The organism is Parasphingopyxis algicola (assembly GCF_013378075.1).
Taxonomy (GTDB): domain Bacteria; phylum Pseudomonadota; class Alphaproteobacteria; order Sphingomonadales; family Sphingomonadaceae; genus Parasphingopyxis; species Parasphingopyxis algicola.
This window is the reverse complement of record NZ_CP051131.1, coordinates 24644-45111: the sequence shown is the minus strand read 5'-3', so window position 1 is coordinate 45111 and position 20468 is coordinate 24644. Positions and strand designations below refer to the sequence as shown.

Annotated in this window: 19 protein-coding genes and 1 tRNA gene; 3 read left to right on the top strand and 17 right to left on the bottom strand. The window is 63.0% G+C overall.

The window, feature by feature from the left end:
• Positions 1-467: 467 nt before the first annotated feature.
• From HFP57_RS00255 to HFP57_RS00225, 7 genes are all read right to left on the bottom strand, one after another.
• A tRNA-Val gene (locus tag HFP57_RS00255) sits at positions 468-543 on the bottom strand.
• A 339-nt stretch (positions 544-882) separates the two neighbouring features.
• Complete coding sequence (locus tag HFP57_RS00250) at positions 883-1830, bottom strand: helix-turn-helix domain-containing protein (RefSeq protein WP_176867888.1); 948 nt, start codon at positions 1828-1830, stop codon at positions 883-885.
• 229 nt (positions 1831-2059) lie between these two features.
• Positions 2060-2755 (bottom strand): aspartate/glutamate racemase family protein, encoded by a 696-nt coding sequence (locus tag HFP57_RS00245; protein WP_176867887.1) that lies wholly within the window; start codon positions 2753-2755, stop codon positions 2060-2062.
• 84 nt (positions 2756-2839) lie between these two features.
• The gene (locus HFP57_RS00240) at positions 2840-4288 is read right to left on the bottom strand and encodes an NAD(P)(+) transhydrogenase (Re/Si-specific) subunit beta (protein WP_246263691.1); all 1449 of its coding nucleotides are present in this window, start codon (positions 4286-4288) and stop codon (positions 2840-2842) included.
• Positions 4289-4323: 35 nt separating this feature from the next.
• A complete protein-coding gene (locus HFP57_RS00235; protein ID WP_176867885.1) occupies positions 4324-4617 on the bottom strand; it encodes an NAD(P) transhydrogenase subunit alpha part 2 in 294 nt (97 codons plus the stop codon).
• 9 nt (positions 4618-4626) lie between these two features.
• A complete protein-coding gene (locus HFP57_RS00230) occupies positions 4627-5757 on the bottom strand; it encodes a Re/Si-specific NAD(P)(+) transhydrogenase subunit alpha (protein WP_176867884.1) in 1131 nt (376 codons plus the stop codon).
• A gap of 16 nt (positions 5758-5773) precedes the next feature.
• On the bottom strand, positions 5774-5911 hold the full coding sequence (locus tag HFP57_RS00225) for an aa3-type cytochrome c oxidase subunit IV (protein ID WP_176867883.1): 138 nt from the start codon (positions 5909-5911) through the stop codon (positions 5774-5776).
• A 186-nt stretch (positions 5912-6097) separates the two neighbouring features.
• On the opposite strand from HFP57_RS00225, the gene HFP57_RS00220 reads away from it, so the two are divergent.
• Entirely contained in the window at positions 6098-7537 is a 1440-nt protein-coding gene (locus HFP57_RS00220; protein WP_176867882.1) for a sigma-54-dependent transcriptional regulator, read from the top strand.
• Here the strand turns inward: HFP57_RS00220 and folP are convergent.
• From folP to glmM, 6 genes are all read right to left on the bottom strand, one after another.
• A complete protein-coding gene (folP, locus tag HFP57_RS00215) occupies positions 7534-8649 on the bottom strand; it encodes a dihydropteroate synthase (RefSeq protein WP_176867881.1) in 1116 nt (371 codons plus the stop codon). The genes HFP57_RS00220 and folP overlap by 4 nt on opposite strands.
• A 64-nt stretch (positions 8650-8713) precedes the next feature.
• The gene (locus HFP57_RS00210) at positions 8714-9853 is read right to left on the bottom strand and encodes a site-specific DNA-methyltransferase (RefSeq protein ID WP_176867880.1); all 1140 of its coding nucleotides are present in this window, start codon (positions 9851-9853) and stop codon (positions 8714-8716) included.
• A 185-nt stretch (positions 9854-10038) separates the two neighbouring features.
• Positions 10039-10611 carry a ribonuclease HII gene (locus HFP57_RS00205; protein WP_176871068.1) on the bottom strand — a complete coding sequence of 191 codons (573 nt, stop codon included), beginning with the start codon at positions 10609-10611 and terminating at the stop codon, positions 10039-10041.
• Positions 10602-11402: a bifunctional hydroxymethylpyrimidine kinase/phosphomethylpyrimidine kinase gene (gene thiD / locus HFP57_RS00200; RefSeq protein WP_176867879.1), complete on the bottom strand. Its 801-nt coding sequence runs from the start codon at positions 11400-11402 to the stop codon at positions 10602-10604. The genes HFP57_RS00205 and thiD overlap by 10 nt, the downstream gene beginning before the upstream one ends.
• On the bottom strand, positions 11399-11632 hold the full coding sequence (locus HFP57_RS00195) for a DUF1272 domain-containing protein (RefSeq protein ID WP_176867878.1): 234 nt from the start codon (positions 11630-11632) through the stop codon (positions 11399-11401). Before HFP57_RS00195 ends, thiD begins: the two co-directional genes overlap by 4 nt.
• Positions 11632-12969: a phosphoglucosamine mutase gene (gene glmM / locus HFP57_RS00190; RefSeq protein ID WP_176867877.1), complete on the bottom strand. Its 1338-nt coding sequence runs from the start codon at positions 12967-12969 to the stop codon at positions 11632-11634. Before glmM ends, HFP57_RS00195 begins: the two co-directional genes overlap by 1 nt.
• 91 nt (positions 12970-13060) lie before the next feature.
• Between glmM and HFP57_RS00185 the strand changes: the two genes are divergently transcribed.
• Both HFP57_RS00185 and HFP57_RS00180 read left to right on the top strand, forming a co-directional pair.
• Entirely contained in the window at positions 13061-14470 is a 1410-nt protein-coding gene (locus HFP57_RS00185; RefSeq protein ID WP_176867876.1) for an alanine/glycine:cation symporter family protein, read from the top strand.
• The gene (locus HFP57_RS00180; protein ID WP_176867875.1) at positions 14452-15444 is read left to right on the top strand and encodes an aldo/keto reductase; all 993 of its coding nucleotides are present in this window, start codon (positions 14452-14454) and stop codon (positions 15442-15444) included. The genes HFP57_RS00185 and HFP57_RS00180 overlap by 19 nt, the downstream gene beginning before the upstream one ends.
• Here the strand turns inward: HFP57_RS00180 and HFP57_RS00175 are convergent.
• Genes HFP57_RS00175 through HFP57_RS00160 form a run of 4 tightly spaced genes read right to left on the bottom strand, consistent with a single transcriptional unit; the run spans position 15441 to position 20440 of the window.
• The gene (locus tag HFP57_RS00175; protein WP_176867874.1) at positions 15441-16133 is read right to left on the bottom strand and encodes an NnrU family protein; all 693 of its coding nucleotides are present in this window, start codon (positions 16131-16133) and stop codon (positions 15441-15443) included. The two genes, HFP57_RS00180 and HFP57_RS00175, sit on opposite strands and share 4 nt — an antisense overlap.
• A 7-nt stretch (positions 16134-16140) precedes the next feature.
• Positions 16141-17442: an amidohydrolase family protein gene (locus HFP57_RS00170; RefSeq protein WP_176867873.1), complete on the bottom strand. Its 1302-nt coding sequence runs from the start codon at positions 17440-17442 to the stop codon at positions 16141-16143.
• Entirely contained in the window at positions 17439-18851 is a 1413-nt protein-coding gene (locus HFP57_RS00165) for an amidohydrolase (RefSeq protein WP_176867872.1), read from the bottom strand. The genes HFP57_RS00170 and HFP57_RS00165 overlap by 4 nt, the downstream gene beginning before the upstream one ends.
• Positions 18848-20440, bottom strand: a complete 1593-nt coding sequence (locus tag HFP57_RS00160; protein ID WP_176867871.1) for a peptide MFS transporter — start codon at positions 20438-20440, stop codon at positions 18848-18850. Before HFP57_RS00160 ends, HFP57_RS00165 begins: the two co-directional genes overlap by 4 nt.
• Positions 20441-20468 lie beyond the last annotated feature (28 nt).

The window sequence follows — 20468 nt, the reverse complement described above, 5'->3', positions numbered from 1 at the left end:
GGTCGGTGCGAGTCGCGCCGGGCGCGGATGGCGGGATGGGAGTTCGGGCGGAAAGGAGACGGGCGGTTTTACCCCCGGCGTGTGTCAACCGGTGTCAACCGGGCGGTCGGGGCGGGGCGGACGGTCGGGGCGCGCTGCGGGGCGGAATTGCGCGGGTTCGGCGGTGGGCCGCGGGAGATATGTCCGGGTTCGTGCGTGTGAACTTTGTGAACTTTGGGTGTTGGCGCTTGGCGAGTTTGGGGGGGGGGGGGAATGTCCCCCGGATATTTTCCTGGACCGGCGCTATCGCTTGGGAGTCTTCGGCGAAATCGTCCCCCGGACATTCTCTTTATCCGGAGGCACCCGTCGCTATCGCTCGGGGAGTTTTGCCGAAAAATGCGCCCCGCGCATTTTTACTTCGGCCCGGCGCTATCGCCTGGGAGTTTTCCGGGGAAATTTCCCCCGGACATTTCCTATTTCCGGAAAACTGGTGGGCGCTGACAGGCTCGAACTGCCGACCCTCTCGGTGTAAACGAGATGCTCTACCAACTGAGCTAAGCGCCCGCACCACGAAGTGCGCTGTGCCCCCTGCCAAATCCGGCGGCCCGGCGCAAGGGCGCCGTTGTCAGGGCCGTCGCTGCGCCCAGGCGCGGCACGGGTTTTGTTCGTCGGAATTTCCCTTTCGGGAAATCGCCGCACCGGGAATTCGATTGTCAGAACGTTGCTAGCGCAACGTCGCGGCACCGGCCCGCACCCCCTCCCGACCTCCCATTGAGTGTACCCTGGTGGGAGGTCGGGAGGGGGTGCGGGCCGGTGCCGCGCTCGACCGAGAGGTCGAGTCTGACGAACTAAACCCGGTGCCGCGCCTGAGGCGAAGCCGAAGGTCTGACAAAAGAATCCCCCTTACCCCGGCAGCAGGTCCCCATTCTGCTGGACCGCGGCGAACCAGCGTTCGAGCGCTTCGGCGGCCTCGTCGGCCAGGTCGATGAACACCCGGCGGCCGTCGCGCGGGTCGGAGCGGCGCTCGAACAGGCCGCGATCGGTCATCGTGCGGATCCAGCGGAGCGCGGTGGTCGGCGGGACGGCGGCGGCGATGCACAGGCTCGAGACCGCGACCTGCCGCCCCTCGAGCCGCGCCGCCATCAGGTCGAGCAGCATGTCCCAGGCGGGATCGGCGAACAGCTCGCTGTCGAAGAAACGGTCGCGCAGCCGGCGCATGCGGATCATCGCGCGGATATCCTCGGGGCGGAGCGGATCGGTGCGCGCGGGTTCGGGGCGGAAGGCGAGCGGCGCCTCGGCCAGGCGACTGTCTTCGCCATTGGGTTTGCCGCGATCGTCATGCGAGAGCTCGGCGAGCGCCCGGGCGATGCGCGCGACCTCCTCGCTGAGGCGCATCAGCCGGCTATCGTCATGCTCGCGGCCGATATCCTGCAGCGCGAGCGACCGATTGGCGACGGCAAGGCCGAGCGCCGCGGCCTGCTCGATGCCCTTGGGCGCGCAGAGCAGCGCGATGTCGCCGTGCCGGACCTGCGCGTCGGCAATGTCGAGCAGTTCGATCGGGACCGAAACTATGCTGCGATAGCGGCCGCTGCGCGCGCCGCGATCGATCTCGCCGAACAGAGTGTCGAGCGCGGCGCCATGATCTTCCGCCAGGTCGACGAGCGCGGCGTCGAGCGCGATCTGCTCGCCGATCCGCGCGACCGCATCGGCCGGCCCGGCAGTCGACACGACGCGCGCGCCGATCGCCTCGACCGCGATCCGGCACCGCCGCTCGCCCTGCGCCGTGTCCGATATGACGAGGATCGAGGCCGGATCGTCGTGGCGGCGTGTCTGTGTATCCGATTGCGTCATAGCGGGACCCCTGTTCTGTCTATGTTCGCTATATTGCAGCCAATGCGGACCGAGAAGGCTCGACATACTCCAGAACGGCGCGAAGCGAGAATCCGCGCCGTAACAGGCGACAAGCTGGCGTCCGGTGCTTCGCCGCGATCGACCGCAGCGGAGCGGACGCGCGCGAAAGCTCCGAAACATCCGGAATGGAGTCAAAATGGTGAGAGTGTCGTGGGTTTGGCGATCCGGATCAGTCGGCGCCGAGTATCCATTCGAGCGCGGCGTCCGCATGCAAGCTGGTCGTATCGAAGATCGGCAGCACGGCGCTGCTCGTGTTGACGACCATCACGAGCTCGGTGCAGCCGAGTATGACCGCCTCGTTGCCGGCCTTTTCGAGATTGGTGATGAAGGTCTTCATCGTGCGCTTGGACTCGACGCGCGCCTCGCCCATCACGAGTTCGTCGAAGATGATCCGGTCGATCTCCGCCATGCGGTCCGGATCGGGAATGGCGAGTTCGATGCCATGGCTCTTCAGCCGGTCACGCAGAAAGCCCTCGCTCATCGTGAACCGCGTGCCGAACAGCGCGGCGCGGCTGATATTCACGGCGTGCATTGCAGCCGCCGTCACGTCCCCGACATGGAGCACGGGAATGTCGACGGCGTCGGTCAGATAGTCGTACAGCTTGTGCATCGTGTTGGAGCACAGCACCAAGCCCTCGGCGCCGGCCCCCGCCAGGCGCCGGGCGCTCTCCGCCAGCTGGTCGCCAAGCACGTCCCACTCCCCGTTGGATTGCGCATTGGCTATGGGTTCGAAGTCCAGGCTTTCGATGATCAGCGGCGCGCTATGCCGCCCGCCAAGACGCTGACGGACGCCGCGATTGATCTTTTCGTAGTAGATGGCGGTCGAGGCCCAACTCATTCCGCCGATCAGACCCAGTTTACGCATGACTATCCTCGATTGCTCGGCCCCGACGGAGAAACGAGCCGATGTGATTCCGGTTCCCGGACTGCGAAAGCAGCAGGCTTCGCCTTAACCGAGCGCCTTCACGATCTCCTCGCACATCTTCTTCGCGTCGGAGAGCAGCATCATCGTCTGGTCCATGTAGAACACGTCATTGTCGACGCCGGCATAACCCACACCGCCCATGGAACGCTTGATGAAGAAGATCGTCTTGGCCTTGTCGACATCGAATACGGGCATGCCGTAGATCGGCGACCCGCTGTCGGTCTTGGCCGCCGGGTTCACGACATCGTTGGCCCCGATGATGAAGGCGACATCGGCCTGGCTGAACTCGCTGTTGATATCTTCGAGCTCGAAGACCTCGTCATAAGGGACATTCGCCTCGGCAAGCAGCACGTTCATATGGCCCGGCATCCGGCCCGCGACCGGGTGGATCGCATATTTGACATCGACGCCCTCTTTCTTGAGCAGGTCCGCCATCTCGCGCAGCACATGCTGCGCCTGGGCGACGGCCATGCCGTAGCCGGGGATGATGATGACCTTCTCGGCCTGCTTCATGATAAAGGCCGCATCGTCGGCAGAGCCGGCTTTCCAGGGCCGGTCGACCTTCTCGCCCTGTGGGCCGCCGCCGCCGTCCGAGCCGAAGCCGCCGGCGATGACCGACAGGAATTTCCGGTTCATCGCGCGGCACATGATATAGCTGAGGATCGCGCCCGAAGAGCCGACGAGCGCGCCGGTGATGATCATGGCGGTGTTGCCGAGCGTGAAGCCCATCGCCGCCGCGGCCCAGCCCGAATAGCTGTTGAGCATCGAGACGACGACCGGCATGTCGGCGCCGCCGATGGGAATGATCAGCAGGAAGCCGATCACGAAGGCGAGAATGGTGACCGTCCAGAACAGCCAGGGCGCATCCATGATCGGATTGGCAAGCGTGTAGAACCAGCCGATCAGGCCCAGGATCACCACCAATGTGCCGAGATTGATGACATGCCGCGCGGGCAGCAGGATCGGGGCACCCGACATGTTGCCGTTAAGCTTCAGGAACGCGATGACCGAGCCGCTAAACGTGATCGCGCCGATCGCCACGCCAAGGCCCATTTCGACCCGGCTGACAGGCAGCAATATGCCCGCCGCATCGGTAATCCCGAATGCACCGGGATTGAGATAGGCGGCAGCCGCGACCAGCACCGCGGCCATGCCGACCAAGGAGTGGAAGGCCGCGACAAGCTGCGGCATCGCCGTCATCGCGATGCGTCGCGCAATGACGAACCCGATCGTGCCGCCAATCGCGATGGCTATCAATATCTCCGGCAGCCCGGCGATATCGTGGGTCACGAGCGTTGTCGCGACCGCGATCGCCATGCCGATCATGCCGAAACGGTTGCCCGCCCGGCTGGTTTCCGGCGACGAGAGTCCTCTCAACGCGAGAATGAAGAGTATGCCGGCCACAAGATAGGCAAGCGCCACCCATGCCGGGATGGCCGCCGCTTCGCCGGCGGCAAACGCGGGAGCCGCTATCGAAGAGAGCGCGATAAAGGAGAGGAGCCGACCCACTATTTCCGCTCCTTCTTCTTGTACATGGCGAGCATGCGCTCGGTAACGGCAAAGCCGCCAAAGATGTTGACCGATGCCAGCACGACTCCGGCCAAACCGAGCCATTTCGCCGCTTCGGCATCCACCGCGCCGCCGGCGGCAGCTGCAATCAGCGCGCCAACCACGATGACCGAAGAAATCGCGTTGGTGACGCTCATCAACGGCGTATGCAGCGCCGGCGTCACCGACCAGACGACGTAATAACCGACGAAACATGCCAGCACGAAAATCGAGAGGATCGAGATAAAGTCCATGGATTGCCCCTAACTGGCCGTGAGCCGCTCGTTGACGACATTGCCGTCGCGGGTGAGCGTCACCCCCTGAACGATCTCGTCATCCTCCGGAAGGATCGGCGCTTTCGTCTCTTCATCCCAAAAGGCGCTGAGGAAATTGTAGAGATTGCGCGCATAAAGCGCCGACGCATCGGCCGCCAGCCGGCCGGCGACATTGCGATGGCCGACGATCTTCACGCCATGCTTTTTGATCACTTCGCCCGCGACCGCGCCTTCGACATTGCCGCCCTGTTCGACCGCCAGATCCACGATGACGCTGCCCGGCTTCATCGTCGCGATCTGCGCGTCCGAAATCAGCCGCGGTGCCGGCCGGCCGGGAATCAGCGCTGTCGTGATCACGATATCCTGCTTGGCGATATGCGACGAAACCAGTTCGGCCTGCGCCTTCTGATATTCTTCGGACATCTCGGTGGCGTAACCGCCCGTGCCTTCGCCTTCGATCCCTTCGACCTCTTCGACGAAGATCGGTTTGGCGCCGAGGCTTTCAATCTGTTCCTTCGTGGCCGCGCGGACGTCCGTAGCGGAGACCTGCGCGCCGAGACGACGGGCCGTCGCGATCGCCTGCAGACCGGCGACACCCACGCCCATCACGAAGCAACGCGCCGCGGAAACGGTTCCGGCCGCCGTCATCATCATCGGGAAAGCCCGGCCATATTCGGCCGCCGCGTCGAGTACGGCCTTGTAGCCGGCAAGATTCGACTGGCTCGACAGAATGTCCATGGACTGGGCGCGCGTGATACGCGGCATGAATTCCATGGCAAGGGCGCCAATCCCGGCCGCCGCATAGGCATCCACCCGCTCGCGCTGCCCGAAGGGATCGAGCGCCCCGATCAACCAGGCGTCCTTTTTTGCCGGCGCCAATTCCGCGGCATCCGGACCGCGCACGCAAAACATGGCATCGGCATCGGCGATCACAGCTTCCCTGTCGCCGACGTCGCTGCCGGCCTCGCGATATTCGGCATCGGCGAAACCCGCCGTTTCGCCCGCACCCGACTCGACCGCCATGGTCGCCCCGAGCGCTATAAATTTCTTCACGGTTTCCGGCGTCGCGGAGACTCTCGTTTCGAGCGGGTCACGCTCTTTCAGGACAGCGATTTTCAAAAGGTGGAGCCCCCGGTCAAGTGATCGCGATGATCGCGGCTATAGCAGCAATGATCGAGAGTATCGTTCCCCATTTCAATAGGCTCAAAAAGCCCGAATAGGTGTTACCATGGGCCTTGTAATCCATGTCCGGATGGCCGTTTTCGTCAGTCATCTGCGCTACCCCTGCATATTTCGGAAACTGGTTCGACGATGTCTAACCGTCGCTTCTGCGCGTCTCAAGCGAAATTGGCCATGATTTTTCTGGTTCGCGCCCAAGCTGAGCTGTGCGCAAACCTTAAGGTGGCTTTTACTCTACCCGGTCTATGGCGCTTTGGTTCCACCCGATGCGAGGTCCTGAATGCCGGAAGACAGGGCGAAAACACTGCTGCTGATCGATGATGAGCCCGCCCAGGGCCGGCTCATGGCAGCCATCGCCGCCCGATCGGGATGGCGAAGCATTCGCGCTGAATCGGGCAAGGATGCCTTGCTGCTGCTCGGATCTCGGGATTGCGAAACGGTCGACGCGGTGTTGATCGATTATTGGGCACCGAGTTCCGAGGATGTCAGTTTGATCGAGCAGCTGGTGCAACTTCGGCCGAAGCTGCCGATTCTCGTTATCACCGCGCAATCGAAAGTTTCGATCGCCGTCGATGCGATGCGGGCTGGAGCCACGGATTTTCTCGCCAAACCGATTGCGCCGGAGCGGCTGGTGGCGGCGCTCGACGCGGCGACCGAAGCGCATCTGCACCGGGGCGAGTTGCGGCCGCTGAGCGAAAAGGTTTTGCAGACACTGCCCTTCGACGAGATCGTCGGATCGGCGCCGGAGTTCAGGGCGGCGTTGGCCATCGCCGCCAAGGCAGCCCGTTCACGGGTTCCCGTGCTGATCGACGGCGAACCGGGCGTCGGCAAGGAAGTCTTCGCGCGGGCCATTCACGCGGCGAGCCCGCGCGCCAAACGTCCGCTCCACACGTTGAATTGCGGAGCCACACCGGCGAACCTGATCGAATCCGAACTGTTCGGCCATGAAAAGGGCGCCTTTGCCGGCGCGTTCGAAAAACATGTCGGCAAGCTCGCCGAGGCCGATGGCGCGACGCTGTTCATCGACGAGATCGCGGCCATTCCCGCCGAGATACAGGCCAAACTCGCCAAGACGATCGAGAACGGCATCGTCCGTCCGATCGGCTCGCCGCGCGGTTTCGAGGTCGATGTGCGGCTGATCACCGGCGCGAACAGCGATCTGCTGGAACAGGTATCAGCCGGGAATTTCCGCGAAGATCTGTACTACCGCCTCAACATCGTCGGACTGACCATTCCGCCGCTGCGCAAGCGCGCCGGGGACATACCGCCGCTTGCCAGGCACCTTCTCACGCGTATCGCCGGGCAGCCGGGTATGCGCGCGCTCGGGATTACCGACGACGCGCTGGCCGTACTCATGCGATATGACTGGCCCGGCAATGTGCGCCAGTTGCAGGACACGCTGTTTCGTGCCGCCATCGGATGCCAGGGCGCTGCATTGACCTCGGCGGACTTTCCCGAAATCGCCGATCTCGTCCGCCAGTCAGAAGGCCGCACGAACGATCGTCCGTCCACCGTCCACGCCTTTGCCGACGGCCCGGGCGTCGCGCTCTACGAACCCGACGGCAATCTCCGCCCGCTCTCGGACATCGAGGCCGACGTCATTCGCCTCGCCATCGGTCATTATCGCGGCCGGATGACCGAGGTGGCGCGGCGTCTCGGGATCGGCCGTTCGACGCTCTATCGCAAACTCGCCGAACTCGGAATCGACAACGCCGCCTAGCCGGCGGGTATCAGCGCCGCGTCCCGAAGGCCGCGCCAGACGTGCAGCGCCTGGACGCTCTCGGCCACGTCATGCACCCGCAACAGCTGGACGCCTTGCGCCGCACCCAGCGTCACCAGCGCCAGCGAACCGCCGAGCCGTTCGTCCGCCGGCGCCTCGTTCGACAGGGCTCCGATCAGCCGTTTGCGGCTGGCCCCGAGCATGATCGGACAACCGAGCCCGTGAAACAGGCTGAGCCCGTTGATCAGAGCCAGATTGTGCTGAAGCGCCTTCCCGAAACCGATACCCGGATCGATCACGATCTTATCGCGCGCAACACCGCCTTTGACCAGCTCCTCTACCCGGTTTTCGAGCCAGTCATAGACCTCGACGAGCGGATCGCGATAGTCGGGATCGGCATGGAGTTCATGTCCCTTGCCGGCATGATGCATGATGATGACGGGGCAGCCAGCCGCTGCAACGAGCGCAAGCGATCGGTCGTCGAACCGCAGCGCGCTGACATCGTTGACGATCGCCGCGCCGGCCGAAAGCGCGGCCTCCATTACCGCGACCTTGCGCGTGTCCACCGATATGGCAACGCCCGAGGCAGCCAGCCGCTCGATTACCGGAATGACGCGCTCGATCTCGTCGCCTTCCCAGACATCGGCTGCGCCCGGGCGGGTGGATTCCCCGCCGACATCGATCATCGCGGCACCGCGCGAGCTCATCGCAAAACCGGCGTCGGCCGCGCCTTGCGGATCGTCGCTATGACGCCCGCCATCGGAAAAACTGTCGGGGGTGACGTTCAATATCCCGGCGATCCGGGGTTCGTCGAAGCGCAGAACCCGCTCGCCCAGCTGAAAAGGCGCGCGCGGTTCGCCGATCCGCGCGATGGCGGTGCGCGCGCGTTGGGCCTGGGCATCGCTCAGCGAACCGATGAAATCGTCCAGAGTGTCGATGGTTACAAGTTTAGGAGCGAGACGCTCGCCGCCATCAACGACGATCACATCGAAAGCGCTGAACCAGAGCAGACCGCCGGCAAGGCGCATCACTTGCCCGTCCAGACCGAACGGCGCCTCGACGAAACCGGTCGGCCGGAAATAGAGGCTGGCGCTGGGGGGGATATCGGTCATGCAACCCCTTTAACGCAGTGCCATTGGAAAGCCATGCGTGTGCCAGCGCAATCCGGAAAGGCGATCAGGGAAAATGCGCAAGCCGGTATTCGGCACGCAGATCGTCGATGGATTTCAGTCCGTCATCGGTCTCGAAATGCCAGAATGTCCAGCCATTGCAGGATGGCGCGCCCTGCAGCAGCGCGCCCAATTTGTGGATCGACCCTTCCTTGCCATTCTTGGTGACGAGCGATCCGTCGATCCGCACTTCGGCTTTCCAGCGGCGTTTCCTGTCCATCAGCACCGCGCCGGGTTTGAGCATGCCGGTTTCGATCAGAGCGCCGAACGGCACCTTGGGCTGCGCCGCATTCGACTTCATGATCGTCAGCGCCGATTCATCGAGTGGCAGGGCCGCTTCGATCCGCTCGCGCGCCACGCTGCAATAGCGTTTTTCCCGTTCGATACCGATCCATTTTCGGCCCAGACGCCGCGCGACGGCGCCGGTCGTCCCGGTGCCGAAAAACGGATCGAGCACAACATCGTCCGGCTTGGTGCTGGCGAGCATCACCCGGTACAGCAGCGCTTCGGGCTTTTGCGTCGGATGCGCTTTCTTGCCGCCGTCTTTCAACCGCTCTTGACCCGCGCAAATGGGGATCAGCCAGTCGGAGCGCATCTGCAGTTCGTCGTTGAGCGATTTCATGGTCTTGTAGTTGAACGTGTATTTCGCCTTCTCGCTTTTCGACGCCCATATCATCGTTTCATGGGCGTTGGTGAAGCGTGTGCCGCGGAAGTTCGGCATCGGGTTGGCCTTGCGCCAGACGATATCGTTGAGGATCCAATAGCCTTCATCCTGCAACGCAGATCCGACCCGGAAGATATTGTGATAGCTGCCGATTACCCAGAGCGTGCCATCGGGTTTGAGAATGCGTCGGGCCTCTTTGAGCCATGCGCGCGTAAAGGCGTCGTAAGCGGCAAAACTGTCGAACTTGTCCCAATCGTCGTCGACCGCATCGACCTGGCTGCCCTCGGGCCGGTAAAGGTCGCCGCCCAATTGCAGATTGTAGGGCGGATCGGCAAAAATCATGTCGATACAGGCGTCGGGCAGAGACGCCATCGCGGCAACGCAATCGTCCTCGAGAATGCGATCAGTTTCGATTTCAACCGATTTTTTGCGCCGCACGGTCTTCGCGCTTCGTGCCGTATCGAGCTGTTCTGCAATCGTCATCCGCCGTGCCCCTTGCGAAAAGAGGTGAGAACCTGAGTCAACCGGACTCCGGGGTCAAGGCGAACATCGTTAACGAACAAGATGAGGATCTGGTTAACGGAACGGGAACGAAAAGAGTCCGCCACCAGATATAGCCCGTCGCCGGCCGCCCCGGACTCAAGATACTGCGGTGTGGCGGGAAAGACTCAAAGGTTGAGCAATGACTGCGCGACCGGCGCAAAGCTCCGGCGATGCAGGGAGCATGGCCCATGCTCCCGAAGGGCATCCAGATGCGCGCGGGTCGGATAGCCTTTGTTGCGCTCCCAGCCATAATGCGGGTGGTTTTTCGCGGCCGCCAACATCATTCGATCGCGTACTTCCTTGGCAATGATCGACGCGGCCGAGATACAGGGATGCAAAGCGTCACCGCCAACAACCGCCTCGGCCGAATAGTGCCAATCCGGGAGCTTGTTGCCATCGACGAGTATATGGTCGGGAGCGACTTCCAGTGCGTCGACCGCCCTTCGCATCGCCGCGAGTGTGGCCTGGAGGATGTTGATCCGGTCGATCTCGTCGGGTTCGGACATCCCGACGCCAACTGTGCAGCGCGCACGAATTTGCGTCTCCAGTTCGGCGCGCCGCCCTGCGCTGAGCCTCTTGCTGTCGTCGAGACCGGCAATCCCGTCGTCGCACAGGATGACCGCCGCCGCGACGACCGGTCCGGCCAATGGCCCTCTGCCCGCCTCATCGACCCCCGCCACCGGAACGCTCACGGCCAGAATTCTCGCATATCTGCAAAACCGAGCGGGCCGTTACCCTCGCCGAGGCCGGGCGCCGCCTTGAGTGCCGCCCGGACAAAACCGCGGGCGCGGCTGGCAGCTTCGACGGGTGCCATGCCCTGCCCGAGACCGGTCGCCAACGCGCTGGAAAGCGTACAGCCCGTGCCGTGACTATGCTCCGTGTCGATCCGGCTATTCTTCCAACGATCGACCTTGCCATCGGGCCGCACAAGAATGTCGGTAACGAGTTCGCCCTCGAGATGACCGCCCTTTGCCAGGACGATGCAATCGGCATCGCGCGCCAGCCGCCGTGCTTCCCGCTCCATTTCATAGGCCGACGATAGCGGCGACGATGTCAGCCGCGCGAGTTCCGGAAGATTGGGCGTCAGGATCGTGGCGACCCGCATCAGTTTGTGAAATGCAGCAATGGTCGCGTCGTCCGCGAGCACGGAGCCGCTCGTCGCCACCATGACCGGATCGAATACGATGGGAACATCGATCTTGCCCAACCGCTCGACAAGCGCCTCGACCAGTTCGTCCGATCCGAGCATGCCGATCTTGATCGCATCGATGCCGATATCCGAATCGACCGAGTCGATCTGGGCAAGGACGCTCTCGATGCGGACCGGCTCAACTGCCTGAACGCCGATCGTGTTCTGGGCGGTGATCACGGTGACGGCCGTCATCGCGTGCGCGCCAAGCATCGTGATCGTCTTGATGTCCGCCTGGATTCCCGCGCCTCCCCCACTATCCGATCCCGCGATGGCGAGAATCCGGGCCGGTTTCGTCATGCGTTCGCCTTGTATTTTCGCTCCGTCGAAGCCGGAAAGCGGTCCAGAAGAGCGGTTGCGCGGACGGGCCGCTGCCGCAGTTCGCCGCCGCAATTCGGGCAGCTGCCGGCCAACGGCCCCTTCGTGCAATCCGAACAGAAGGTGCATTCGAACGAGCAGATGTGTGCGCCGGCCTTCTCGGCCGGCAAATCGGTGCCGCAGCGTTCGCAGTCCGGCCGCATCTCCAGCATCAGGCCGCATCCTCCACCGCCGAGCAGATATCATTGACCACCGCTTCGATAAGGCCCTCGTCCTCGCCTTCCGCCATCACCCGGATCAGCGGCTCGGTCCCCGATTTGCGGATCAACACACGCCCAGTCGCAGATAGCCTCGCTTCACCGTCGGCGATGGCCGCCTTGACCGATTCCTCGGCGAGCGGATCCCCGCCATTGTAGCGGACATTCTTGAGCAGCTGCGGATAGGGTTCGAACAGATGGAGCAAATCGCTGGCGGTTTTTCCACTCGTTACCAAGGCCGCCAGAATCTGAAGCCCGGCGATCAATCCGTCACCCGTTGTCGCATAGTCGGTGAGAATCAGGTGGCCGGATTGTTCACCGCCGACGTTACATCCCTTGGCGCGCATCATCTCCAATACATAGCGGTCGCCAACCTTTGAGCGCTCCAGACCGATCCCTTCGCCCTGGAGAAACTTCTCAAGCCCGATATTCGACATGACTGTGGCGACGATGGAATCGCCTTCGAGCTTGCCGTGGCGCTTCCAGTCGCTTGCAATGAGCGCCATGAGCTGATCGCCGTCGACGATGACGCCTTTTTCATCGACGACGATCAGCCGGTCGGCATCGCCGTCGAGCGCAAGACCGATGGCCGCGCCCTCCTGCACAACTCGGCGGCACAGTTCCTTCGGATAGGTCGAACCGCACTTGTCGTTGATGTTGGTGCCGTTGGGGCTGACACCGAGTGCCACGACTTCGGCTCCGAGTTCCCAAAGCGCCGACGGAGCAACTTTATAGGCCGCGCCATTGGCGCAATCGAGGACGATCTTGAGGCCATCCAGCCGCAGCTTGCCCGGGAACGTCGTTTTCGCGTCATTGATGTATCGGCCCTGTGCATCGTCGACGCGGCGTGCCCGGCCGATCTGTTCGGACGGAACCAAAGCTGGCGGGTCGAGCATCAGTTTTTCGATTGCCATCTCATCGGCGTCGGAAAGCTTGTAGCCGTTCGGACCGAACAGCTTGATGCCGTTATCGACATAAGGATTGTGACTGGCAGAGATCATCACACCGAGATCTGCCCGCATCGATTTAGTCAGCATCGCGACGCCTGGCGTCGGCATCGGCCCGACCATGATCACGTCCATACCCACGCTGGTAAAACCGGCGACGAGGGCCGACTCCATCATATAGCCCGACAGCCTGGTATCCTTTCCGATGACGACCCGGTGACGATGGTCCCCTCTCAGAAAATGGGCGCCGGCCGCCTGACCGACTTTCATCGCGACGTCCGCAGTCATCGGTGACCTGTTGGTCCGGCCCCGGATGCCATCGGTTCCGAAATAGCTGCGCGTCATTGATATTCACTTTTCATTTGATTCCGCTTGTGCCTCTCCTAGCCGCCGCCCATGATCGTGTGAAGCACGATGCCTACAGGGAAGGATTGGCATGATCGCATGGCTGGAGGGGGCGCTCGCCGATCTCAACGCACTGGTTTTCACGAAAGTCCCGATTTTCGGCGTCGACATTACCCTGATCGTCATCTGGCTCGCGCTGCCGATGGTGATATTCACGCTCTGGCTCGGCTTCATCAACATCCGCGGTTTCCGCTATTCGCTCCGCATCCTGAGCAAGCCGGGCCATAATATCGACGCCCCCGGACAGATCAGCCAGTTCGGCGCGCTGACGACGGCGCTGTCCGGAACGGTCGGTCTCGGCAACATTGCCGGCGTCGCCGTCGCCATCGCCACCGGCGGCCCCGGCGCGGCCTTCTGGATGTTCGTGATCGGCTTTTTCGCGATGACGCTGAAATGCGTCGAAGTGACGCTCGGCCACAAATATCGCGTCGTCAACAGCAACGGGACGATCCGGGGCGGCCCGATGTACGCGTTAAAAAACGGGCTGGCGGCGCGCGGCTGGCCGAAAATCGGACTTGTGCTGGGCGGGTTCTACGCCTTTTTCGCGCTCGGCGGCGCCATCCCGCTGGTCCAGGTCAATCAGAGCTTCGCCCAGGTACAGAATGTCACGGGTTTCGAGAGCGGCGCGGGATATGGGGCGATCCTGGCGGTACTTGTCGGCTTCGTCGTGATCGGCGGCGTGCGCTGGCTGGCACGCGTCACATCATTGCTCGTACCGGCGATGGCCGCCATCTATCTGATCGGCGTTTTCGCGATCATCTTCATGAATTTCGCCGAACTGCCGACCGCGATCGCAACGATCGTCGGCGCGGCGTTCAGCGGCGAGGCAGCGGCCGGAGGCGTGCTCGGCGCGTTCGTCGTCGGCATGCAGCGCGCCGTCTACTCGAGCGAGGCCGGGGTCGGGTCGGCGGTCATCGCCCATGCTCAGGCGCGAACCCACGAGCCGGCGTCCGAGGGACTGGTGGCACTGCTCGAGCCCTTTATCGATACGGTAATCGTCTGCTCGCTCGGCGCGATCGCGATCGTGCTGGCCGGAACGCATCAAAGCGGGCTCGACGACATCTCGATCACGTCGGCCGCCTTTTCGCAGATATCGAGCTGGTTTCCGATCCTGCTCGCCATCGCCGTGTTCCTGTTCGCCTATTCGACCCTATGCGCCTGGGGATTTTACGGTTTGCAAGCCTGGGGATATCTTGTTGGCGAAGGACCGATCCGCAACACGATCTACAAGATCCTCTACGTCCTGATGCTGCCGATCGGATCGGTCCTGCCGGTGCAGGCCGTCTTCGATTTGGTCGACAGCGCCTTTTTCCTCATGGCAATTCCCAATGTAATCGCCATCTATATCTTCGGACCGGAGATCAAACGCGAGATCACCGGCTATTTCGAACGCCATCGCCTGACGGAAGAGGAGACCGCATCATGGAAACCCGCACATTAGGAAATGACCTCGCCGTATCCGCGCTCGGTCTGGGCTGCATGCCGATGGCCGGCATCGGCAAGGGCATGTACGGCATGGCAGACGAAACGGAATCGATCGCAACCGTCCATCGCGCGATCGAACTCGGCGTCACCTTTTTCGATACCGCCGAAGTCTATGGTCCGCACCGCAACGAGGAGCTTCTCGGCCGCGCGATCGAGGGCAAGCGCGACGGTCTCGTGATCGCCACGAAATTTGGCTTTGCTTTCGACGAAAGCGGCTTTCGCGGCGTGGACAGCTCGCCGGAAAATATCCGCAAGGCGTGCGAGGGTTCGCTGCAGCGGCTTGGGATCGATACGATCGACCTCTACTATCAGCATCGCGTCGATCCGGATGTACCGATCGAGGAAACAGTCGGCGCGATGGCCCGGCTCGTCGAGGAAGGCAAGGTTCGTTATCTCGGCCTGTCCGAAGCGGGTCTCGAGACCATCCGCAAGGCGGCCGCCACCCACCCGATTGCTGCGCTGCAATCGGAATATTCGCTATGGGAACGCGATATCGAGGCCGAGATCCTGCCGCTTTGCCGCGAACTCGATATCGGGTTCGTCCCCTATTCGCCGCTCGGCCGCGGCTTTCTGACCGGCCAGGTGACGTCGCGCGACGACCTGCCGGAAGGCGATTATCGGCGCAACGATCCGCGCTACAGCGAAGAGAATTTCGCCAAGAATATGGAAATCGTCGAGGTCGTGAAAACGATCGCGGACGCCCATGGCGTGTCGCCGGCCCAGATTGCCCTGGCCTGGCTGCTTCATCAGGGCGAGGACATCGTACCGATCCCCGGATCGAAGCGCCGGGTAACGCTGGAAGACTCCATGGCATCGGTCGACGTTTCGCTGAGCGATGACGATCTCGCGCGGCTCGATGCGGCGGCACCGGCCGGCGAAACGGCCGGGCCCCGCTATCACGAACCGATGATGAAGATGGTACGGATTTAACCGAGCCAGGCGACGGGCCCGACCGGCATGGCATGCAGCCAGCTGGCGCCGAACCACAACAGCAGGCCGAAGACGAGCGGCACGACGCCGGGCCAGGCGGCGCGGAGCGGTATCCGGCCGTCGACGATGGCGCCGAACGGAATGAACGAGGTTCGTGCCTCCCAACCGCGCCACGCGTCGCCCATCAGGCCTTCCTTCTTCCTGTCCTGTCCGATCGAACCGAAAAAAGTGAGGACCAGGATACCCGAGGCGATGATGAGGTTTGCCGGACCGCCGCTCAGTGCAATGTGAGTCACCGCCCACACCATGAAAGCCCAATTCATCGGATGGCGCGTAATCGCAAAAACACCGGTCACGGGCCGGATCGGCCGGGACTTGGCCGCGGGATCGGGAAAGGCCGGGTTGCCGAGAAAGGATCCGGCGAGCAGGATCATCGAGACGAGCATCAGGATCGGAGCGCCCCAATCGAAGAACCAGGGCGGAGCGACCCAGTAGGGCCGCAGCGACGGCATCGACCGCGCGGCCCAGATCATCCAGCCTAAGCCACCGGCAGCGATCAGCGAGTAGAATCCCAGAAAGGCGGTCTCGCCGAGGCGCTTGACCAACGGCGCCCGCAGCGGGTGCGACAACAGGAAATGAAAACCGACAAAGCAGGCCGTGGCGACGATCAGCTGGGTCAGCGCACTCATCTTTGCGTTACCACTCGTAAGCCTGGGGCAGCTGCTGTTCGTCGATCGACAGATACCGGTCCCGCAATCTGGTCTGGCGCGAAGTCAGTGGTTGCTGGACGCCGTCGATCAGCATGACATCGACGTTCGAACTGAGCTCCAGCGGATCGCCATCCCAGATCACCACATCGGCGCGGCGCCCCGGGCGCAGAGACCCGATCTCGCCGCCCAGGCCCATGATCTCCGCCGGCAGCGAGCTGATCGCCGCAAAGGCTTCGCCCCAGCTCAGCCCGGTTGCTCCGGGCACTCGATTGAGCGCGACCAGATTGCCGGCATATTGCGTCGAATAGCGGATTTGGTGCGCATCCCGATCATCGATCATGCCGATGGCGACCTGGACGCCGGCGTTGCGCATACGGCCGATATTGGATTGGGTCGCCGCCAGCTGCTCGAATTCGGCCGGCAGATCGTTGAGCGCGGAAGCGATAACCGGCACGCCGGCTGCGGCAATCTGATCCGCAACCGTCCATCCCTCGCTGGCGCCGACGAGGATCAAATCGAGCCGCGGATAGTCCTCGCGCAGCGCGATGACGTTCAGGATATCGCGCGCCTGCTCGGCATGCACGATCAGCGGCACCCGGCCCTGGACGACGGGAACCAGCGCCGCCGCATCGACGCTATTGAGTAGCGCGTCGCTGGTGCGATCGCCGTAACCGGCCGGGTTGTGTGCATAGCGCTGCGCCTGTTCGAGCGCATTGCGGACGGTCGCATAGCTGGCCGACCGGCTTCCCCCGGCCCGCGCCGCACCCCGCTCGCCCAGTTCGACAAACTGGAAGGCGCGCGGACGCATTACGGCGTTCATGTCGGCGCCGAGATCGATGATCGCTCCCTGTCCACCGAAGATCGCATTGCTCGTACCGGGCGCAACGACCGCCCGCGTCACACCGCCCGTGCGATTGGTCGCGATTGCCGCGGACAGCGGATTGACGGCCGGGGCGACATCGAGCCCCGCACTGAACACCGACTCCGCCGCAGCGATGTCGTTCGTCTCGGCAACCGCGCCGACTTCGACAAGGCCGAGCCGCGTAAAGCCGCCGACGATACCCGGCGTTACCCACTGCCCCGTCGCATCGACTATTTGCGCGTCCGCCGGAACGGGTATGCCTGCTCCGGCTCCCACCACACGTCCATTGCGGACCACCACTGTGCCGTTGGGTACCGGATCCGAACCGTCGCCGACCACGACCGTCCCGCCGGTTATCGCGAGGGTCTGAGACATGGCAGGCGCCGCCAGGGCAACGGCCGCGAACAAGGCGAGAATCGCTTTCATCGGACGCTCCCTTCGCTGGGCTGCCCCAGCTCGAAATCGGCGATCGGGCGCAGCTGCGGATCGTTCATGTCGTAAAGCAGCGCGCCATCGATCCAGACCATTTGCGGACGCGAATAAACGCTGAACGGATCGCCGTTCCACAGCACGAGGTCGGCGCGTTTGCCGGCGACGAGGCTGCCGGTCTCGTCGGCAATGCCGAGCGCCCGGGCCGGGTTGATCGTCAGCCATTGCCAGGCTTCGGCATCGCTGATCTGGATGCCGGCCCGTCGTCCATCGGCCAGCGCCTTGGCGGCCTCCTGATTCAACCGTTGAATCTGGTTTTCGTCATCCGAATGGACGATTGCACAAGCCCCGCCATTATGGACCATCGGCACATTCTCGAAGACCGTGTCATAGGCCTCCATCTTGAAGCCCCACCAGTCGGCCCACATCGCCGCGCAGATACCGTGCTCGCGAAGCAGATCGGGAATCTTGTACGCCTCGACCGCATGTTGGAAACTGGCGATGCTGTAGCCGAACTCCTCGGCCATATCGATCATGATCGCCATTTCGTCGGCGCGATAGCAATGGTTGTGGACAAGAATGTCGCCGTTCATCACGCCGGCCAGCGTTTCATGCCGGAGATTGCGGGCGGGCCGCGTCCCGCCATTTTCGCGGTAATTTTCCCATTGATACTGGTACCGCTGGGCATCGATCCAGGCCTGGCGGGCGACGGCGACATTGGCCATGCGGCTGCCCGGCGTCTGGTTGCGGCTGCCATAGACCCGTTTGGGATTCTCGCCGCACGCCATCTTCAGGCCATAGGGCGCGCCGGGAAACTTCATTCCCTGCATCGTGCGCGACGGCACGTTGCGCAGCGTGACCGAGCGGCCGCCGAACAGGTTCGCCGATCCCGGCAGGATATTGAGCGTCGTGACGCCACCATTGGCGAGCGCGCGGCTGAACCCGGGGTCCTGCGGCCAGACGCTGTGCTCGGTCCAGACATTGGCGGTATTGTTGCCCGTGATCTCGTTACCGTCCTGATGGGCGGCAACGCTGGGGCTCGGATAGTTGCCGAGATGGCTATGGATATCGATGATGCCCGGCGTCACCCAGAGACCGGTCCCATCGATTTCCGTCGCACCCTCGGGCACGTCCAGCGTCTGCCCGATCGCCTGCACGTGGCCATCGGCGAAATAGACCATGCCATTATCGATCTGCCCGCCCTCGCCGTCGTAGATCGTCGCGCCGCGGATAACGGTGGGGCGCCCCGGATAGGGCCGATATGTCGACGGGAACGGATCCGGATCGAACGCGGTCGCGCTTTCCCTATCCTGCGCCGCGCCGGCGCTGCTCGTGCTGTCGCTTCCGGTGGTCGCGCAGCCGAACAGCGCCAGCGTTGCGGCAATCAGAAAGGCAGGCTTTTTCACGTCCGCACTTCTCCGCTGGTATTGATGCCGGCGGCATCGGGTGCACCAAGTTCGGCCTGACCGAGCATGTCGTCATCGATGCTGTCATCCTTCAGCGTATCGAGATGCATCAGCTTCTTGATCAGCGGCGAGATAAGAATCATGCCGACGCCGACGCCGACCGCAGTCCAGCCAACCGTCGAGTATACCTCGGTGACACGTTCGGGTCCCGCGCCCTCGGCTCCGGCGGCCGCGGCGATCAACCCGGCTGCGAAGTTGCCGGTCGCCGATGCGAAGAACCATGTGCCCATGATCAACGACGCCATATGCGACGGCGCCAGGCGGTTCATCGCCGAAAGGCCGACCGGCGACAGGCAGAGTTCGCCGGTCGTATGCAGCAGGTAGATCAGGAAGATGAAGATCACCGGCGTCAGGTTGCCCGCGCCGGCCATCGACGCACCGACGACGAGCACCAGGAAACCGGCACCGAGCTGGATGAGACCGAGCCCGAATTTCGCGGGTGTCGACGGCTCCAGATTGCGTCGCGCCAGTCCCGTCCAGAGCATCGCAAAGAGCGGCGCCAGCAGGACGATGTAGATCGCGTTGATCGACTGGAAGACGGACGCCGGCACTTCGACACCGAAGATGTTCCGGTCGACGCTGCGGTCGGTATAGAGGTTGAGCGACGAGCCCGCCTGTTCGAACAGCGCCCAGAACAGGATCGATCCGAAGATGAGGAACATCGCCGCGAAAATCCGGTCGCGGTCATGCGGTTCCAGTTTCGTCACCGCCGTGAACAGGACGTAGAGAACCAGGATCGCACCGAATATGCCGAGCAGCGTGCCGACCAGCGCCTGGTTCTGCACCATGTACCAGCACAGGGCGACCATCGCGAGGCCGATCAGATAGAGCAGCCATTCGAGCTTGATGCCAGCAACGGGACGCTTCAGCGCCTCGGGATCCTTCGCTTCACCGCGACCGACCAACAGCGGCTTGCCCCAGACGAAGACGACCAGTCCGAGCAGCATGCCGAAACCCGCGGCACCGAAGCCATAGGCCCAGCCATATGTCTGGCCGAGCCAGCCGGCGATGATCGACCCGGCGGCAGCGCCGAGGTTAATGCCCATATAGAAGATGGTGTAGGCACCATCGCGGCGGACATCGGTGCGCGGATACAACTGACCGACGATGACCGAGATGTTCGCCTTCAGGAAGCCCGAGCCGACGATGATGAAGGCCAATGCGGCCCAGAAGATATTGATCGTGGCATCGGTCTGTCCCCCATCGCCTTCGAAAGCCATGAGGAAATGCCCGACGGTGAGCAGGATGGCGCCGAACAGCACCGCTTTTCGCTGGCCCAGATAGCGATCGGCCAGATAACCGCCGACAACCGGCGTGATATAGACGAGCGCCGTATAGGCCCCATAGATGACCGACGCCTCGCCGTCGGAAAACATCCAGTGCTGAACGAGGTAGAAAATCAGCAGGGCGCGCATTCCGTAATAGGAAAACCGCTCCCACATTTCCGCGAAGAATAGAACGAACAGGCCTTTCGGATGGCCCAGAAATGTCCCCCTTGAATCCCCACTCTCTTGATACGCGCTTGCCATAATACTTCGGCTCCCCAAATGTCTGGCC

What these genes read in the sequence shown, in the direction of transcription:
- HFP57_RS00250 (WP_176867888.1), bottom strand. Translation starts at nt 1,830, where the DNA reads ATGACGCAATCGGATACACAGACACGCCGCCACGACGATCCGGCCTCG.
- HFP57_RS00245 (WP_176867887.1), bottom strand. Translation starts at nt 2,755, where the DNA reads ATGCGTAAACTGGGTCTGATCGGCGGAATGAGTTGGGCCTCGACCGCC.
- HFP57_RS00235 (WP_176867885.1), bottom strand. Translation starts at nt 4,617, where the DNA reads ATGGACTTTATCTCGATCCTCTCGATTTTCGTGCTGGCATGTTTCGTC.
- HFP57_RS00225 (WP_176867883.1), bottom strand. Translation starts at nt 5,911, where the DNA reads ATGACTGACGAAAACGGCCATCCGGACATGGATTACAAGGCCCATGGT.
- HFP57_RS00220 (WP_176867882.1), top strand. Translation starts at nt 6,098, where the DNA reads ATGCCGGAAGACAGGGCGAAAACACTGCTGCTGATCGATGATGAGCCC.
- folP (WP_176867881.1), bottom strand. Translation starts at nt 8,649, where the DNA reads ATGACCGATATCCCCCCCAGCGCCAGCCTCTATTTCCGGCCGACCGGT.
- HFP57_RS00210 (WP_176867880.1), bottom strand. Translation starts at nt 9,853, where the DNA reads ATGACGATTGCAGAACAGCTCGATACGGCACGAAGCGCGAAGACCGTG.
- thiD (WP_176867879.1), bottom strand. Translation starts at nt 11,402, where the DNA reads ATGACGAAACCGGCCCGGATTCTCGCCATCGCGGGATCGGATAGTGGG.
- HFP57_RS00195 (WP_176867878.1), bottom strand. Translation starts at nt 11,632, where the DNA reads ATGCTGGAGATGCGGCCGGACTGCGAACGCTGCGGCACCGATTTGCCG.
- glmM (WP_176867877.1), bottom strand. Translation starts at nt 12,969, where the DNA reads ATGACGCGCAGCTATTTCGGAACCGATGGCATCCGGGGCCGGACCAAC.
- HFP57_RS00185 (WP_176867876.1), top strand. Translation starts at nt 13,061, where the DNA reads ATGATCGCATGGCTGGAGGGGGCGCTCGCCGATCTCAACGCACTGGTT.
- HFP57_RS00180 (WP_176867875.1), top strand. Translation starts at nt 14,452, where the DNA reads ATGGAAACCCGCACATTAGGAAATGACCTCGCCGTATCCGCGCTCGGT.
- HFP57_RS00175 (WP_176867874.1), bottom strand. Translation starts at nt 16,133, where the DNA reads ATGAGTGCGCTGACCCAGCTGATCGTCGCCACGGCCTGCTTTGTCGGT.
- HFP57_RS00170 (WP_176867873.1), bottom strand. Translation starts at nt 17,442, where the DNA reads ATGAAAGCGATTCTCGCCTTGTTCGCGGCCGTTGCCCTGGCGGCGCCT.
- HFP57_RS00160 (WP_176867871.1), bottom strand. Translation starts at nt 20,440, where the DNA reads ATGGCAAGCGCGTATCAAGAGAGTGGGGATTCAAGGGGGACATTTCTG.